Below are 16,212 nucleotides of genomic sequence, written 5' to 3' on the forward strand. Positions count from 1 at the left end.
AACGATGACTTAAGTCACACGGGGAAGTGATAACAGGTAAGACGTAAGAGGTAAGAAGTAAGAGTTAGGAGAAGAGGTAGGCGAGATCTTCTTCGGTTAGTTGTTTGATGAAACCTTCTTCTTCTGTTACCAGTGCATTCGACAAGCTGCGTTTGCGCTGCTGGAGGGCCACGATCTTTTCCTCGATGCTGTCTTTGCAGATCATCTGGTAGGCGAATACATTTTTTGTTTGCCCGATCCGGTATGCCCGGTCAACGGCCTGCTGCTCCACTGCCGTATTCCACCAGGGGTCAACGAGGAAAACATAATCGGCCGCCGTAAGGGTGAGTCCGGTGTTGCCGGCTTTGAGGCTGATCAGGAAAATATTAACCTCATTTCCTTCAGCCTGAAATTGGGCTACGAGGTCACTTCGTTTTGCCGGGGGAGTGTCGCCATCAAAATGATAATATGAGAGGCCTGCTTTCCGGCAGGCATCACCAATAAGGTGGAGCATCCCTTTGAACTGGGAAAATACAAGCACCTTGTTTGACCGGAGATTATACTGCAGTTCATCGATCAGCAGATCCAGCTTTACCGAGCTCAGATGTGAACTACCGGGCTCATCCTTGAGCAGGTGTGGCGATGCACATATCTGCCGGAGTTTTTGCATGCCCTGGAGTATCGACAACTTGCTTTTACCGAGTCCCTCTGATTTGATATTCAGGAAAATGCTATCGCGGATCTGTGAGCAGGTCTCTTCATAGAGGGCTTTCTGGTCGGGCCCCATCGTACACCAAAGAACCGATTCTGTTTTTGGAGGCAGGTCCGTTGCCACCTGCTGTTTGGTGCGGCGGAGAATAAATGGATCGGTGATCTGTTGCAGGGCCCTGATCTTTTCTTCATCATGGTCGCGGTCGATAGGATGCGCATATTCCTTTCGGAAGAATTCCTGTGCGCCAAAAAGTGTTGGCACCAGGAAATGCAACTGCGCATACAAGTCGAAGGTATTATTCATCACCGGTGTACCGCTCAGCGCTATGCGGGCGGCAGCAGGTAGCTGGTAAACAGCTCGTGTAACCTGCGCCGTTGGGTTCTTGATGGTATGGCTTTCATCCAGAACCACGGTATCCCATTGGATGGCGGAAAAACGTTCGCTGTCGGACCTTAGCGTTCCATAGGAAGTGATCATGACCTTCGCGCCGCTTTCAAAAAAAACATCGAGACTGCGACTGCCACCATGGTATATGTAGGAACTTAATTCAGGGGCGAATTTTTCTAGCTCGAGGCGCCAGTTGTGAAGCAGGGTTGCGGGACAAACGATGAGTGAAACCGTACCGGGATTGGCGGGCGGGTTCAATGTTGCGCGCCAGGCAAGGAAGCAGATTGTCTGCAGTGTTTTTCCAAGTCCCATATCATCGGCCAGGCAGGCGCCGGCGCCGATCTCCGAGAGAAGGCAGATCCATTCAAATCCTTTCTGCTGGTATGGACGTAAGGATGCCCGGATAATTGCCGGGAGCGTGTATACATTATCGTTGGACTGCTGCCATTGGCGCCATTTCTTCCACCAGGCTTCAGGAATTGCTTTCTGCGCCAGGTTGGTGTTGCTTTCATCAACCGTATCATTGAGCGGGTTGCCTATTCCCAACACGATCCACTGAGGCACCACCAGTTCATTGCGGTTTATCTTTCCGTGTTTGATAATGGTGCTGTATCGTTTCATCCATTCATCATCGAGAACGCCGATAGAATGGTCCTTCAGGAGCAGGCTCTTAACGCCCGAGAGTAATAGCTTCTGGAGTTCTGCCAGGGGCACTTCTTCCTTTCCAAACCTCACCTTCATTTCAAGATGAAGTGTTGTTCCAACAGTACTGCTTATGCGAAGATCTGTTTCTACTGCAAAGGGGGAATAGCGGAAGTGGCGGAGCAGTTCCATTCCCAATAAGGTCACGTCCTCTTCGAGGAGTTTATGATAGACTTTCAGGAACCAGTGTTTTTTCTTTGCCTCGGCAAAGGGCAGGTTAAAAACACCGTTGAGCTGTCGACTGAAATTAGGATGCAGGGCCTGGATGCTATCGTGGAATGCCTGTTCCTTTTCGCGGTTCCGCATCACCACATATACATCACCGTTACGGGTGAATTCTTCGCTGTGCTGCCATGGGCCCTCCACCCAGAAACCTTCATAGTTCCAGCGGGGCGTAAGCATCAGGAAGCTACCACTGATCTCGCTAAGGTAGATCGCGTTGGCGGGCTCCACTTCTACAAGGTGTTTGTTGAGAAGTGATCCCATCTCAATACTATAATCGGACTGTAATCTTTTCAAAACATGTTCGGAAAAGGAGGCTGCATCATCTGCATATAGGGATGGATCATTAGCCGCAAGCCATTGCAGGGTCTGGTAGTCCTGCATGGAAAGGAGATAGTATGTTTTCTCTTTAAAGAGGAAAAAATATTCGCGGGTAAAATCTTCGAGGCTAAATGCTTCTTCTCCGATAGTAATAATAGTGTGTAGTGCCAGATTGCCTTCACTATCACGGTCAACCCTAAACGAAAGCTGAGGTTTCAGGGTTGATAACGAACAGGAAACAATGAGCGGGTTGCCAGTATCGGGATTGATGCTCTGGTGATAGAACTTCAGCGGCTCTACTGATGAAAGCAGCACCGAAAAAAGCTGGTGAACATGCCTGATAAAGGTTCGTTCAATATAGGCGGTTAATGACATGCCTGCTTTTTGGCGGGCGTGGGTACGCGTATACTCCTGGATGGTTTGTTTCAGTGATTCATCGCCGAGGGCAATCAATGCATCGCGCAGGGCGGCGGGTAAGGAAGTAAAGTGTTTTTGTACTACCTGTTTATCGAGGGCATCTTTGGCATAATCGGACCCGCGAACGGTGCGTGTAATATGGAAAGCTTCCAGGGGCGACCATCGGTTCCGCAGCCGTTGGGGCTTCAGGAATAGTGCTGTTCTGGTTTCCGGTTTTGACATAAGGAACGCGAAGATAGGGATGTGGAGGGATGTGGAGGGATGGAGAGATGGAGGGATGGAGGGATGGAGAGATGGAGAGAACCATCTCGTGGGGGGAATTGTTTAAGGTTTATGAGAAGCATTAAACAGATCCACCGGGCGGTTGCATCGCCTATTGGTGACCTTATAACTTTCAGGGCGCTGCCAACAGCCTCCGTCGATTACCTTGATCCCTTTTTATTCCTTAATCACCATGGTCCGCAGGTGTATAAGCCGAATAACCGGGGTCTCCCCTTTGGTCCACATCCGCACCGGGGCATGGAAACGGTAACGTTCATACTAGACGGTGATATCACCCATTATGATAGCGGGGGGCATGAAAGCGTCATCAATGCCGGTGGGGTTCAGTGGATGACGGCAGGCAGGGGACTGATCCATGCAGAGGTGTCATCAAGGGATTTCAAGCGCGATGGCGGTCCGCTGGAGATTCTGCAGCTCTGGGTGAACCTTCCCGCGAAGCGAAAAATGACCAGTCCATGGTATGAGGGCAAACAGAAGGAGGAGATCCCTGAAGAGTTGTATGATAATGGAAAGGTGAGGATCCAGCTTGTGAGCGGACCGGTATTGGAACCTGAAACCTCTATGCCGGCGCTGAAAGAAAATGCGCAGGTTCCGCTTCAGCCAGCCTTTGCATCGCCCGGGGGTATCACCCTCCAAACATGGTGGATGAAGCCGGGGGCGAAGCTGGAGCTGGATGTTCCTGAATCACATACCATTTTCTTTTATGTAGTTCGTGGTGGGGTGAATGTGAATGGAGCCGAAGTGAGTGCACGCCACCTGGTTGAATTCAATTACGGGGGAAGGGATCTGGTGGTGAGTAACCCTGATGGGGAAACCGAGGCAGTTGTAATATTTGGTCATGCTGAGCCGCTGCATGAGCCGGTGGTATCGCAGGGCCCATTTGTAATGAATACCGACGAGGAGATCAGGCAGGCCTACATTGATTACCAGGCCGGAGCTTTTGGCGATGTGCCCCTTATAGATTCGAACTAACAGTTGTTTGTAAAATCTGGTTGGCGGCATATTTCTTACGTTTTCTGTTCCTACCTTCGCAGCGCATAAAAAACGCCTGCAATGAAACTTAGTTACCTGTCGGAGACCTTGATCGGCTCCGAGATCGTGAAGCTTGGTGGTGAGATCCGCGAGAAGATCCGCCTCGGAGAGAAGATCTTCAATTTTACCGTCGGGGATTTTGACCCGCAGGTGTTTCCTATTCCCAAGGCCCTGGAAGACGAGATCGTGGAAGCATACCGTGCCCATCTCACCAACTACCCCGCCGCCGAAGGCAACCTCGACCTGAGGGAGGCCATCGCACAATTCACTAAAGAAAGAGAGGGACTTGATTATACGCCGGCAGAATACCTGGTGGCAGCGGGTGGAAGGCCATTGATCTATGCACTTTTCAGGGCAATCCTCGACCAGGGTGATAAGGTTGTTTACGCTGTTCCCTCCTGGAACAACAATCATTACACGCATTTCGTGGGAGCCGAGCATGTGGTGGTGGAGGCGGGGCCTGAGAATAACTTCATGCCTACGGCCGATTCACTGGCGCCGCTTCTTAAGGGTGCCAGCCTGCTGGCGCTTTGTTCGCCGCAGAATCCTACCGGCACAGTTTTCAGCAAGGAAGAACTGGAAAAGATTTGTGACCTGGTGCTGGCAGAAAATGCATCGCGCAAGCCCGAGGAGAAAAAACTCTACGTGATGTATGACCAGATGTACTGGCATCTCACTTATGGAGATATCCAACATTATAATCCGGTTGGTCTGCGACCCGAAATGCGCGACTATACCATCTATATCGATGCTATTTCAAAGGTGTTCGCCGCAACGGGCGTAAGGGTGGGATGGAGTTTTGGTCCGGCTACCGTCATTTCTAAAATGAAGGCGATCCTTACCCATGTGGGTGCCTGGGCTCCGATGGCTGAACAGAAAGCCATGGCGAAATTCTTGGGGCGGACTGCTGAGATCGACCAGTATCTTTCTCATTTTAAGGGGGAAGTGGAAGAGCGACTGAGAAGGATCTATGAGGGATTGCAGGCTCTGAAGGCGGAAGGTTTTGGCGTTGATGCCATCACTCCGCAGGCGGCCATCTATCTCACTATAAAGGTGGACCTGGTTGGCAAGACCACGGCAGCGGGTAAGTTGCTGGAGAGGCAAGCTGATGTATCGGATTACCTGCTGAATGAAGCAAAGTTGGCGGTGGTACCCTTTTATGCTTTCGGTGCTGCCAAGACCTCCCCATGGTACCGTCTAAGTGTAGGCACCTGCCGCAAGGAAGAGATCGACGGCATGCTCGGACTGCTGAAGGACGCGTTACAAAAGCTTAGGTGATAGGTGTCTGACACATGTTAAGAACATGTTCGAACATGTTCTTAACATGTGTCAGACACGTAAAAGGCTGGCGGCTTTGACGGCCTCGGCTACCCTTGCCGCCACGGAGGGGTCGAGGGGGGAAGGGATGATGGTGTCGTGCATCGGGTCTTCCACGCAGGAGGCGATGGCATGTGCCGCGGCCAGTTTCATTGCCATCGTTATTCGCGATGCGCCGGCATCGAGGGCGCCGCGGAATATTCCCGGGAAACAAAGCACGTTATTCACCTGGTTGGGGAAATCGCTGCGGCCGGTTGCAACAACAGCGGCACCACCCTGGAAGGCTTCTTCGGGGAAGATTTCGGGAGTGGGATTGGCCAGCGCAAAGATGATAGGATCCTTCGCCATGATCCTGATATCGTCGGCATGAAGGAGTGCAGGTTTGCTTACACCAATAAATACATCAGCTTTTTGCAACGCATCGTGAAGGCCGCCTTTGAGATCCCCCAGATTGGAAAACTGAAGGAGGGCCATTTTTTCTTTATTAAGGTCGGGCCTTGACCGATGGATGATTCCTTTACTATCACAGAGTATAATATCACTTACCGGCGTACAATCTTCATCGGGACCCGAACCAATACATTTGAGCATTTTGCCGATGGCAGTGCCTGCCGCTCCTGCCCCATTGATGACTACACGAAGATCTTCGAGTTTCTTACCGATATGCTTAGCCGCATTTATCAATCCAGCCAGCACAACAATTGCCGTTCCATGCTGGTCGTCATGAAAAACGGGAATGCCAAGGTCCTGCAGACTTTCTTCAATCTCAAAGCATCGGGGAGCTGAAATATCTTCGAGGTTGATGGCGCCAAACACGGGAGCAATATTGCGGATGGTGCGAATGATCTCTTCTGTATCCTGGGTATTGAGACAGATGGGAAACGCGTTGATGCCGGCGAATTTTTTAAAGAGCATAGCCTTGCCTTCCATTACGGGAATGGCAGCGAGCGGACCTATATTTCCTAATCCAAGTACAGCAGAACCATCGCTGATAACAGCCACCATATTGCCTTTCAGCGTATAGGTATAAACGTCAGAAGGGTTACGTGCAATAGCAAGACAGGGTTGTGCCACGCCCGGCGAGTAGGCCATCGAAAGCTGGTCGATGGTCTCTATTTCCATCTTGTTCTGTATAGCGATCTTGCCTTTGAGTTGTTGGTGCAGTTGGAGGGATGCTTCAAAATAATCTTTCATGGTGAGTCATTTTTTGAGCCGATGAAGATTGCCTGCCACTGCAAAGGTAGTTAAGCGTTTGATACTTCACTTAAGCAATACCGAAAGGGAAAGAGAATAAAGGGGGTGTGAAGATGGAGCCAATAAAAAAGGCCGTCGCAGGACGGCCTCAATATTTCAAGTAATATGGAATCAATTCTTGTTAGATAGAAAAACAAAACCTTTTTCACCTTGTGTGATGGTTTGCATGATGCGTTTGGTATCGCAAAAAACTTTGAGTTTATTACAATCGATCACTTCAAAAACACGGGAGAATGTTGCAGATGTTTCAACATCCATCAATAAGCCATTCAGTCGGTTCAATTCCCGTTCCATGGCTTCGTTGTCATCGAGAGCATGCTTAACCAAAACAAGCAAATCACGGTTAGGTGTTTTCATTTCATCAGATTTAATAACCAACATAACCTTTGTTCATGTTGCAACCGCAGCCTTTACCACCTATCTTGGCTCCACTGGTGCAGCTTACTGCAACACTACTGATCAGAATAACGAGAACGACGTAAAACAGCGTCTTCTTCATATTTTAGATTTTCAATTTAAACTAATTTCTAAAGAAAATAGTATGTTGTATTGAGTCAATTTTCAAATTTTCCTTCAAATATTACACAAAATGCCCGGATCCTGATTTCACCGCTGGATTGGGGGCTGGGTCACGCCACACGGTGCATACCATTAATTGATACCCTTATAAGCCGGTATAATGCCCGCATTACAGTGGCGGCGGAAGGTGCCCAGAGGGCTGTGATCCAGGAAGCTTTCCCTGCATTACCCTTTCTCTCCATACCCGGATACAAAATAAAATATCACAAAAACCGAGCCGCAACTATAGCCGGATTGGTGTTTTCATTACCCCGTATTGTGCGCACTATAGAGCTGGAGCGGCAGTGGCTGGCTGACCTTCTGCGGCATGAAAAATTTGATATAATAATCAGTGATAACCGATATGGGTTATACCATCCCTCCATTCCTTCTTACCTGCTGACACACCAGTTGCTTGTTAAAACAGCATTTGGTGCCATCGCAGACAGGCTGGTGCAGCAGCGACTTTACAAATGGATCAACCGCTTTACAGAATGCTGGGTGCCTGATTATGAAGCAGAGCCATCGCTCGCCGGAGAGCTGTCTCACCCCAAGAAGATGCCGGCGATCACTGTCCGCTACCTGGGCCCGCTAAGTCGGTTAAAGGCGGTTACGGCCGATGGAAAAATTGAATTGCTGGCTATACTTTCTGGTCCGGAGCCCCAGCGCAGCCTGCTGGAAAAGAAGATCAGGGACCAGTGGGATAGGAACCCGGGTGAGTCAATGGTAATGGTGCAGGGTTTGCCAGGAGGGGAAACAAGGACCTGCCAGCAAAATAATCTTACTATATATAGCCATGTAAACGGCGAGGCGCTATCACAACTGGTGGCCAATGCCTCCAGGATAGTATGCAGGAGTGGATACAGTTCATTAATGGACCTGCTGCCATTGGGTAAGGATTGTGTGGTGGTACCAACGCCAGGACAAACAGAGCAGGAATATCTTGCCAGCTTTCTCGCCGCTGAAGGAAGGGTGCGCATGATGTTACAGAAAGATTTTGACCTGGCCAGTATCCTTGAGCCGGGCAGGTAATATCTTTGCGGCCATGACCGCATCAGCTTCGCGAAGTATTCAACCCCACCTTGCTGTATTGGCCGCCAATATATTTTTTGCGATCAATTTCATAGCGGTACCCCATCTCACCAATGGTTTTATTGCACCCGCAGCCATCAACCTGCTTAGGGTTGGAATCAGTGTTTTACTTTTCTGGAGCTTGTTGTTGTTCAAACCATCCTATGCGGGGATAAAGAGAAAAGACCTTCCGCGTTTTTTGCTTTGCGCCCTCACCGGGGTGGTGATCAACCAGATACTTTTCATAAAGGGGCTTTCGCTAACACTTCCTATCCATGCAGCCCTGTTGGCTTTGGGTACTCCCATCTTTATAACTTTTGTGGCAGCATGGCTCGACAAAGAATCGCTCAGCTTTTTAAAGATCATAGGTCTGGCATTGGGAGTGGGCGGGGCACTGATACTGGTAACGGGAAGGGAGGGATCGGGAGAAGCAAAAGATATTGTGCTGGGAAATATACTGGTGATCATCAATGCCATTTCCTATGCGTTTTATTTCAGCCTGGTGAAGCCGCTGATGAAAGAATACAAGCCGCTGCATGTACTGCGCTGGATCTTCACACTCGGCCTACCCTTCATGATTGCCTTTGGGTGGAGTTCATTAACAGAAGTGGATTGGAAGCAATTCGGAGAGTTGGAGTGGGCCTCAATAATCATGGTGGTGGTTGCCGCCACTTTCCTTGCCTACCTATTTAATTTGTATGGAATAAATCAACTGGGGGCCGGTGTAACGGGAGCCTATATTTATACGCAGCCGGTATTCGCTACAATACTTTCCGTATGGCTTATGGGAGAGCAATTGACTGCAACCAAAATTGCAGCAGCGATATTAATATTTGCTGGTGTTTGGCTGGTAGGAAAGAAGCGCCCTGTTCTCAATCCTCGCCCTGCTTAGGGGAATCGAAGAAGAGGAATTTCTTCTTGGCCGCTTCAAAATCAGCCCAGTGTTTTGTATCAATATCCACTGCAAATATGGAGCAGGTGGGCATATTGTCAATACGGGAATCAGTAAGCTGGTTCACAAATTCGGTGATACCTGGGTTGTGGCCGAACACTGCAATTGAATCATAACGATCATCTACAGCCGATATCACCGCAAAGTATTCACTTGCCGGAGCATGGTATAATGATTCCTGTAACTGAAGTTCTTCCACGGAGCGGCCATAGGCCTTAATAAAATGGGAAGCGGTCTGGAGCGCGCGTTTTGCCGTGGAGGTGACAAAAGCATCGATGTGGATCTTCTTTTTAAGCAGGCGCTGCGCCATTTCCGGCGCATTACGCTGCCCACGATCATTCAAAGGACGATTAAAATCAGAGAGGGTTAAGTCACCCCAACTACTTTTGGCATGGCGCACTACGTAAAGTGTTTTCATAATCAAAAGTAGCTGGGTTTTGTGACTGGGACAAGCCCTGGCTCGTCATAGGTTGGATATTAAAAACGGTCGGTTGCGTTTTAGCAACAAAAACATTGCCAAAATCATGGTAAGTTCAATAATATAGAGCGATCTCGTCTAAACGTTGACGCTAATCAATAGCCCCTTTCGTTTTTTCCTTCCATATAATTTAAAAATGCCTTATTAACCACCCTGTTTCCACCGGGGGTGGGATAGTTACCCGTGAAATACCAGTCGCCCGTGTTGGTTGGACAGGCAGCATGAAGGCTTTCAATGGTCTGGAAGATCACTTCAACCGGGAATTCGATCTCCGGCGGTGTGATCAGTTGGGCAACTTTGGCGGCTATTTCTTCTGCGCTGAAGGGGTGGTAGATCTCCTTCACGATATTCTTAGTATGGAGTTCGCCTGTACGTGCCAGCTCGCGGGCTTCATCATGGAGTTGGGTCAGCAATCCCTCCTTACCCCTGTCTTTCAGCAGTGCGATGGCTGCGCGGAAGGCAATAAAATCACCCAGCTTACTCATGTCTATACCATAGCAGTCGGGGTACCTGATTTGTGGCGAAGAAGAGACCACAATGATCTTTTTGGGGTTGAGCCTTGCCAGCATCCTCACAATACTTTCTTTAAGGGTGGTACCCCTTACGATAGAATCATCAATTACAACAAGGGTATCTTCATTAGGTCGCACTGTGCCATAGGTGATATCATACACGTGCTGCACCATTTCATTCCTGTTGGAATCTTCGGTGATGAAGGTGCGCATTTTCACATCCTTGATGGCGATCTTTTCCATCCGGATCTTACGGTTGATCATCTCCGTGAGTTTGTCCTCGTCAAAGTCTTTATCCCACGACATGATTCGTTGCACCTTGATCTTATTGAGGTAGTGCTCCATCCCTTTCACCATACCATAGAAGGCAACTTCGGCGGTATTGGGAATGAAGGAGAAGATGGTATTCTTGAGATCGTGGTCGATTGCGTGAAGTACTTTATCGCTCAGGTTATAGCCGAGCTGGCTGCGTTCGCGGTAGATCTTTTCGTCGTTACCGCGGGAGAAATAAATACGTTCAAAGCTACAGGCCTTGCGTTCTTTAGGTTCGAGGATCTGATCGATGGTATAGCTGCCATCAGACTTAACGATCAATGCCTGGCCGGGCATCAGTTCTTTCACTTCATTCTCGGCCACGTTGAAGGTGGTGCGTATAGCTGCGCGTTCAGAAGCGGCAACGATGAGGTCATCAGAGATATAATAATAAGATGGACGGATGCCGTGTGCATCACGCATAACAAAACTGTCGCCATTGCCTACCAATCCACCAATATGGTATCCTCCATCAAATAGTTTGGTTGCTTTTTTGAGGACGGTGCTGATATCGGGGTTACCGGGAGTTTGTTCATCTTCCTGAACGAGGAAATGGTGAACCACTTCCATCATGGCGGCCAGGTCACTCTGCTTCTGAAAAACGCCCGGGTCAATATTTACCAGTCCAAAAAGTTCTTCTGTATTAACCAGGTTGAAGTTACCGGCGAGGGCCAGGTTCCTGCTTTGGATTGTATGTCGTTTGATAAAGGGGTGGCAGAATTCCACATTGTTTTTTCCCTGTGTACCGTATCTGAGGTGGCCCAGCATCAATTCGCCAAGGAAGCGGACATGTCCTTTAAGGAGGCCGGGATGCTTGCGGATATCGGGCTGGTATTTTTCGAGATCAGCCACTTCTTCGCCTATTTGACGGAAGAGGTCGGCAATGGCCTGTGTGGCGCTACTCCGAAGGCGATGCAGAAAAGGATAGCCCGGCTCCACGTTCAGCTTAACCGCTGCGATACCTGCACCATCCTGACCGCGGTTATGCTGTTTTTCCATCAGCAGGTAGAGCTTGTTAAGGCCATACATCACAGTACCGTGCTGCTGAAGGTAATAAGAGAAGGGCTTTCGCAAACGAATGAAGGCTAATCCGCACTCGTGTTTAATTGCATCGCTCATGGGAAGATTTGAGGCCGCAAAGTTAGGGAAATTTAGGGGAGGGGCAGGGCATCTTATGCTTTTGTTGTACCTTACTTTAACAACCCTTTACCTTGCGGCGCAACCTCATAACGGCAACCCTGGCTGTTTTCGCGGCAGCATTTTTCATGCTGCCTGTGTATGCCGATACCCTTCAACAAAAGGATAGTCTGCCGAAACAATTATTCCGCTCAGATTCTATACTTGACCTCGTTATTACCGGTGATATTGATGCCATCTGGCGCGACCGCGGGGAGGAGCCTGCCTATCATAAGATCACGTTGAAATATGCGATTCCGGGACAGCCGCCGGCAAGTTTTCCAGCCCGGGTAAGGGTTCGGGGGCATTTCAGGAAAATGAAGAATATCTGTTATAATCCGCCGTTACTGCTGAATATTGATAAGGATACCAAGACCAAGGGCACATTGATGGCGGGACAGAACAAACTAAAACTTGTAATAACCTGTACCAGTGAGGAGCTGATTCTGCGCGAATACCTATTATACCGGGTATATAATCTGCTGACACCTTATAGCCTGCGGGCGCGGCTGGTTAAGGTAACCTTCAGGGGACCAGACGATAAGATCAAATTCCTGAAACCGGCCAATCCGCTAACAGGCTTTTTGCTTGAGCCTGCAGAACAGGCGGCTAAGCGGAATGGGATGAAGATGGTGGAACAGAATGGATTATCCCCCCAATTCCTGATGCCAACTGATTTTAACCTGATGGCCCTTTTCCAGTATTTTGCTTCCAATGCCGATTGGGGTGTACAATACCGGCATAATATTGAACTGGTGAGTCCGGCCCCCGATATCTCCCCCATTCCTATCGCCTATGATTTTGATCATAGTGGTATGGTGGATGCCCCTTATGCCAAACCTCCGGAAGAGTTGAATCTCAGTTCTGTAAGGGTTAGGATCTATCGGGGAACCTGCCTTTCTTCAATAGATCAACTTAAACCTGCATTCGAGATATTCCGAAGCCAGCGCATGGAGATAGAAAAGCTATACCGGGAATTTCCGGGATTGTCGGCCGACTATAGAAAATTTGCCCTGCGGTTTATTGACCAGTTTTATGATCTGCTGGATAACCCTAAAAAGGCTGAGACGGCCTTTCTGTATCCCTGCTGGCCAGAAGGGACTGGCAAAATAATTATAAAGGGATTAAGGGAAGACTGAGGCCTTCATGAGGAAGGTTTTAAATAAAGAGAAATTCAGGTGCGGGAAAGAATGAGGTAGAGGCTGATCACCGAGAGGAAAAAACTGATAATAGAAAAGGCAAAGCTCCACCAGTAGGTGATAATTCGGTATTTGGTAAAGCGTAGTCTTGCTACGCGAAGGTCTTCTTTGAGATGATTGTTTTCAATATCGTGATCGTGGTTGCCATTGTGGAGGTGAGGGTGATGTTCCTTTAATTTATGTTCATTGTCTTTCAGAAAGGCCGGGTATCCCCCCATCAGGATCCAGTATCTGCCGAAATTAGAAATGGCAAGGATGGTTCTTTGTTCATCGGTGAAATGTGCAAGTTTTTCAGTGACGAGTTGGTCGCCGAAAGACTTTGCTGATTTAAAGAGCTCATTATCGTCGGGCCATTTACCTGCTATATAATCATATAAGGAAATACTTCCTTTCTCGTAGGTTGCATCCAGCAATTGCTGTAATAACAATTCTCGGTTCATGGTGCAGGTTCTTCCTTTGAATTTACAACATTTACGCTGATGCAGGGCATCAGTAATTTTATTCGCCAGAAGGAATTCTATGACGGGGTTATCAGGGAACTTTTCCTTTTCTTTGCCCAAAAATAAAGATGGATCTCAACGGCAAAATAATACAGCTACTCGGAACACAAACAGGGCAGGGGAAAAATGGTCCCTGGAAGAAGCAGGAGTTTATTCTTGAAACAGGAGATGCATATCCTAAAAAAGTATGCATTGCAGTATGGGGCGACAAGATCGATATGAGCCAGTTTCGCATAGGCGACCCCGTTCAGGTATGCTTTGATGTTGAAAGCCGTGAATACAATGGCAAATGGTATACAGATGTGAAAGCATGGAAAGTTGTAGGCCAGGGAACTGCAGATAACAGTGCTACGGCGCCACCGCCATTTACCGGCACCATCGATCCTATGCCGGATGATGATCTACCCTTTTGATCAGCATAGGTTCATACCTTAACCGTAGTTGTTATTTTATCTGGAAGTTCGTTCTCTTTAGAGGCCAGCAGAATCACCTGCTGACTTATATGTTCCATAGCCTCATTTGTAGCCAATTCATATTGATCAGCACGCGCATGGGTGAAAAGATTTTCGCCGAATGCGCTTGCTCTGATCTCACAAACTTTATTATCGGGAGGGGTAATCAGGTTGTCTTCTCTCCACACACACTCCATGCGGGCAATAGATTTAAACTTGTTGGATAAGCGAATCATGGCCTGCTTTGCCTGCTTCACAATCGCTTCCTGCAACCCCTCATGTGGGGTGTGAATTTCTATCGTCATAATTTTTTGATTTGTGGTGCAAAAAATCAATCCCGTTGTCAGTCTTATAAAGTTAGTGTCTTTATATTATTCGTAGATTTAATAAAATTGTTTGTCATGAAACTTTTTGCAAAAAGCTTACTGGCATTGGCCTGCATGATATTTATTGTAGCAACCTCATCAGCGCAGGAAATGCCCGGCCTGAGAGGTGCATGGAAGGCAGAATTGAATGGTAAAACGCATATACTGCTGATAACCAACAAACATTATACACATACGGAGTATGATCTTGCCGGAAAGAAATTTATACAATCGAATGGAGGAACCTGGAGCGGGGTAAATGATGTTGAGCTAAAAGCTGAATTCAATACAACCGATAAAGCAAGTGTAGGTAGCAGCTCAAAGATTAAGGTAACGATTGCTGATGATAAACTTCAACTAACCGGATCTTCTATGCCTGCTGCATGGCAAAGGATCGATGCAGGAGGTGGAGCTTTAAATGCCACCTGGAGGATCAGCGGAAGAGAGCAGAATGGACAGTTGCATGATATTCCACCGAGTGCGCGTAAGACCATTAAGATATTGACCGGAACGAGATTTCAATGGGCAGCGATCAATACTGCTACGGGTGAATTTTTTGGAACCGGGGGTGGAACCTATACATTCAAAGATGGCAAGTATACAGAATCCATAGAATTCTTTTCAAGAGACAGCAGCCGGGTTGGGATGCAGCTTAGTTTTGAAGGAGAGGTAAAAGGAAATGCCTGGCACCATAGAGGTAAGAGTTCAAAGGGAGATCCTATCTATGAAGTGTGGACTAAGGAGGACTAAAAAATAACAGCCCGGTTCATCCCCGGGCTGTATACGCCGAAGCGCAACCAAACAACCAAACCATATAAACCGACCGTCCTTATGAATTTTATGATTCCTCCCGCTTTGTGCCAACAGAGGAAAATGCGTTTTGAATAGATTGAGCAAGTCCGCTTGCCGGACCTTTCATTTTATTTGTATTATCATCGAGTGTATCGTCATTGAGAAGATTACCCAGTTGAAGATCGGCAGGTAATGCGCCTAAGATGTTTTCCCGAATTGATCCGAAAAATAATTGCACCTTATCAGCACTGATATCATCTTTCAATTCACTACGGTAATAGCGAACGGTTTCTGCAGTGAGATCATTCACGATCCTCGCAGCAAAACCATTCTCAATTTTTGAGAATGACGCAATTCTTGAAGCAATTTCATCATCCTGGTCAGCAAAAATCCTGGAAGGAGTTATTGCTGTGTCTTTAGCCAGATATTCTGCACCCTCCTCGCTCCTGCTGTATTTATAAAAAGCCGCCAGCACTGCAGGAATTGCAGCCTGCGCAATGAGGTCAAAATTGCTATCAACCTTTTCTTTATTCACCGTTTGCGTATTTGGATCTACATTATGTATAGCAGTTCCCATATATGCTTCGAGGTGTTTGATAATATTTGCTGACATGATTGTGTTGTTTTAGTGCGACAGTACAGAGGCAGGGTAAACTTTTTCCGCGATGCTTCTGCCTGAAGCCCAAACATTGATCTCGTCCATGATCTTTTGCAGGAAATTCCTTCTTGAGCTTCTGCCTGTTTCTGTTACTGTTGCGTGCTGGATCCTGAATCTAACTATCAATCCATGATAACGCAATGCCTGTGCCATACCATATGATATTTTGGAGCAGGCAGCCCAATCTTCAGGATCAGTGAGAATTACTCCTTTACCATTTGCTTCCACATAACAATCACGACCTTTTTCATAGAGGCGGATACGTGCGGGAAATTCCTGGTCATAGTTAACTGCCTGTTCAGCATTAACATGAAACAGGAACCAGCAGCAACCTGTTTCATCTACTTCCAACAACCGCGCAATACCGTTGGGAAGTTTCCACTCAGAATTACTGAGGTTGAAGAAGAGTCCCTGGCGGAAACTATTCATCAGTTGTTGGAGAGTAGTATAGTTGGTCATGGTGATTAATTTTGATAAGTGCATAAAAAAAGAATACCAATGCGGGATTCTTTTAATAAGTGCTTTGTATCGTGGAAAATGCGCCTCAAATACGCCCCAACTA

The 16,212-nt window shown here is 47.7% G+C and carries 16 protein-coding genes; 7 read left to right on the forward strand and 9 right to left on the reverse strand.

What is annotated here, in order from left to right; translation table 11 throughout:
- Positions 1 to 64 precede the first annotated feature (64 nt).
- On the reverse strand, positions 65 to 2,962 hold the full coding sequence (locus V6M43_RS07680) for a DEAD/DEAH box helicase (RefSeq protein WP_332733925.1): 2,898 nt from the start codon (positions 2,960 to 2,962) through the stop codon (positions 65 to 67).
- Positions 2,963 to 3,073: 111 nt separating this feature from the next.
- Between V6M43_RS07680 and V6M43_RS07685 the strand changes: the two genes are divergently transcribed.
- Together V6M43_RS07685 and V6M43_RS07690 are read left to right on the forward strand one after the other, a co-directional pair.
- Positions 3,074 to 3,994: a pirin family protein gene (locus V6M43_RS07685; RefSeq protein ID WP_332733927.1), complete on the forward strand. Its 921-nt coding sequence runs from the start codon at positions 3,074 to 3,076 to the stop codon at positions 3,992 to 3,994.
- An 81-nt stretch (positions 3,995 to 4,075) separates the two neighbouring features.
- Positions 4,076 to 5,332, forward strand: coding sequence for a pyridoxal phosphate-dependent aminotransferase (locus V6M43_RS07690; RefSeq protein ID WP_332733929.1), 1,257 nt, complete (start codon positions 4,076 to 4,078; stop codon positions 5,330 to 5,332).
- A gap of 51 nt (positions 5,333 to 5,383) precedes the next feature.
- Here V6M43_RS07690 and V6M43_RS07695 read toward each other — a convergent pair whose 3' ends face one another.
- Positions 5,384 to 6,565: an NAD(P)-dependent malic enzyme gene (locus V6M43_RS07695; RefSeq protein WP_332733931.1), complete on the reverse strand. Its 1,182-nt coding sequence runs from the start codon at positions 6,563 to 6,565 to the stop codon at positions 5,384 to 5,386.
- A 171-nt stretch (positions 6,566 to 6,736) separates the two neighbouring features.
- On the reverse strand, positions 6,737 to 6,982 hold the full coding sequence (locus V6M43_RS07700) for a hypothetical protein (protein WP_332733933.1): 246 nt from the start codon (positions 6,980 to 6,982) through the stop codon (positions 6,737 to 6,739).
- Between the two features lie 192 nt (positions 6,983 to 7,174).
- Here V6M43_RS07700 and V6M43_RS07705 point away from each other — a divergent pair, with 192 nt between their 5' ends.
- Positions 7,175 to 8,215, forward strand: a complete 1,041-nt coding sequence (locus V6M43_RS07705) for a glycosyltransferase (protein ID WP_332733936.1) — start codon at positions 7,175 to 7,177, stop codon at positions 8,213 to 8,215.
- Between the two features lie 13 nt (positions 8,216 to 8,228).
- Positions 8,229 to 9,146, forward strand: coding sequence for a DMT family transporter (locus tag V6M43_RS07710; protein WP_332733938.1), 918 nt, complete (start codon positions 8,229 to 8,231; stop codon positions 9,144 to 9,146).
- Here the strand turns inward: V6M43_RS07710 and V6M43_RS07715 are convergent.
- Together V6M43_RS07715 and V6M43_RS07720 are read right to left on the reverse strand one after the other, a co-directional pair.
- Positions 9,127 to 9,624: a SixA phosphatase family protein gene (locus V6M43_RS07715; RefSeq protein WP_332733940.1), complete on the reverse strand. Its 498-nt coding sequence runs from the start codon at positions 9,622 to 9,624 to the stop codon at positions 9,127 to 9,129. The genes V6M43_RS07710 and V6M43_RS07715 overlap by 20 nt on opposite strands.
- A gap of 155 nt (positions 9,625 to 9,779) precedes the next feature.
- A complete protein-coding gene (locus tag V6M43_RS07720; protein ID WP_332733942.1) occupies positions 9,780 to 11,627 on the reverse strand; it encodes an amidophosphoribosyltransferase in 1,848 nt (615 codons plus the stop codon).
- 92 nt (positions 11,628 to 11,719) lie between these two features.
- Here V6M43_RS07720 and V6M43_RS07725 point away from each other — a divergent pair, with 92 nt between their 5' ends.
- Positions 11,720 to 12,823 (forward strand): hypothetical protein, encoded by a 1,104-nt coding sequence (locus tag V6M43_RS07725; protein WP_332733944.1) that lies wholly within the window; start codon positions 11,720 to 11,722, stop codon positions 12,821 to 12,823.
- Between the two features lie 35 nt (positions 12,824 to 12,858).
- On the opposite strand, the gene V6M43_RS07730 is transcribed toward V6M43_RS07725, so the two are convergent.
- Positions 12,859 to 13,323 (reverse strand): hypothetical protein, encoded by a 465-nt coding sequence (locus V6M43_RS07730; protein ID WP_332733946.1) that lies wholly within the window; start codon positions 13,321 to 13,323, stop codon positions 12,859 to 12,861.
- Between the two features lie 128 nt (positions 13,324 to 13,451).
- Between V6M43_RS07730 and V6M43_RS07735 the strand changes: the two genes are divergently transcribed.
- Positions 13,452 to 13,796: a DUF3127 domain-containing protein gene (locus V6M43_RS07735; RefSeq protein ID WP_332733948.1), complete on the forward strand. Its 345-nt coding sequence runs from the start codon at positions 13,452 to 13,454 to the stop codon at positions 13,794 to 13,796.
- 11 nt (positions 13,797 to 13,807) lie between these two features.
- On the opposite strand, the gene V6M43_RS07740 is transcribed toward V6M43_RS07735, so the two are convergent.
- Positions 13,808 to 14,140 (reverse strand): hypothetical protein, encoded by a 333-nt coding sequence (locus V6M43_RS07740; protein WP_332733950.1) that lies wholly within the window; start codon positions 14,138 to 14,140, stop codon positions 13,808 to 13,810.
- A gap of 96 nt (positions 14,141 to 14,236) precedes the next feature.
- Between V6M43_RS07740 and V6M43_RS07745 the strand changes: the two genes are divergently transcribed.
- Entirely contained in the window at positions 14,237 to 14,950 is a 714-nt protein-coding gene (locus tag V6M43_RS07745; protein ID WP_332733952.1) for a hypothetical protein, read from the forward strand.
- An 88-nt stretch (positions 14,951 to 15,038) separates the two neighbouring features.
- Here the strand turns inward: V6M43_RS07745 and V6M43_RS07750 are convergent, their stop codons facing one another.
- On the reverse strand, positions 15,039 to 15,605 hold the full coding sequence (locus V6M43_RS07750; protein WP_332733954.1) for a hypothetical protein: 567 nt from the start codon (positions 15,603 to 15,605) through the stop codon (positions 15,039 to 15,041).
- 12 nt (positions 15,606 to 15,617) lie between these two features.
- Entirely contained in the window at positions 15,618 to 16,109 is a 492-nt protein-coding gene (locus V6M43_RS07755; protein WP_332733956.1) for a hypothetical protein, read from the reverse strand.
- Positions 16,110 to 16,212: the final 103 nt, after the last annotated feature.

It is taken from the genome of Flavihumibacter sp. (genome assembly GCF_036676075.1).
In the GTDB taxonomy this organism is placed as follows: domain Bacteria; phylum Bacteroidota; class Bacteroidia; order Chitinophagales; family Chitinophagaceae; genus Flavihumibacter.

Coding starts and splice junctions, on each gene's coding strand:
- V6M43_RS07680 (WP_332733925.1), bottom strand. CDS start 2,962: ATGTCAAAACCGGAAACCAGAACAGCACTATTCCTGAAGCCCCAACGG.
- V6M43_RS07685 (WP_332733927.1), top strand. CDS start 3,074: ATGAGAAGCATTAAACAGATCCACCGGGCGGTTGCATCGCCTATTGGT.
- V6M43_RS07690 (WP_332733929.1), top strand. CDS start 4,076: ATGAAACTTAGTTACCTGTCGGAGACCTTGATCGGCTCCGAGATCGTG.
- V6M43_RS07695 (WP_332733931.1), bottom strand. CDS start 6,565: ATGAAAGATTATTTTGAAGCATCCCTCCAACTGCACCAACAACTCAAA.
- V6M43_RS07700 (WP_332733933.1), bottom strand. CDS start 6,982: ATGAAAACACCTAACCGTGATTTGCTTGTTTTGGTTAAGCATGCTCTC.
- V6M43_RS07710 (WP_332733938.1), top strand. CDS start 8,229: ATGACCGCATCAGCTTCGCGAAGTATTCAACCCCACCTTGCTGTATTG.
- V6M43_RS07715 (WP_332733940.1), bottom strand. CDS start 9,624: ATGAAAACACTTTACGTAGTGCGCCATGCCAAAAGTAGTTGGGGTGAC.
- V6M43_RS07720 (WP_332733942.1), bottom strand. CDS start 11,627: ATGAGCGATGCAATTAAACACGAGTGCGGATTAGCCTTCATTCGTTTG.
- V6M43_RS07730 (WP_332733946.1), bottom strand. CDS start 13,323: ATGAACCGAGAATTGTTATTACAGCAATTGCTGGATGCAACCTACGAG.
- V6M43_RS07735 (WP_332733948.1), top strand. CDS start 13,452: ATGGATCTCAACGGCAAAATAATACAGCTACTCGGAACACAAACAGGG.
- V6M43_RS07740 (WP_332733950.1), bottom strand. CDS start 14,140: ATGACGATAGAAATTCACACCCCACATGAGGGGTTGCAGGAAGCGATT.
- V6M43_RS07745 (WP_332733952.1), top strand. CDS start 14,237: ATGAAACTTTTTGCAAAAAGCTTACTGGCATTGGCCTGCATGATATTT.
- V6M43_RS07750 (WP_332733954.1), bottom strand. CDS start 15,605: ATGTCAGCAAATATTATCAAACACCTCGAAGCATATATGGGAACTGCT.
- V6M43_RS07755 (WP_332733956.1), bottom strand. CDS start 16,109: ATGACCAACTATACTACTCTCCAACAACTGATGAATAGTTTCCGCCAG.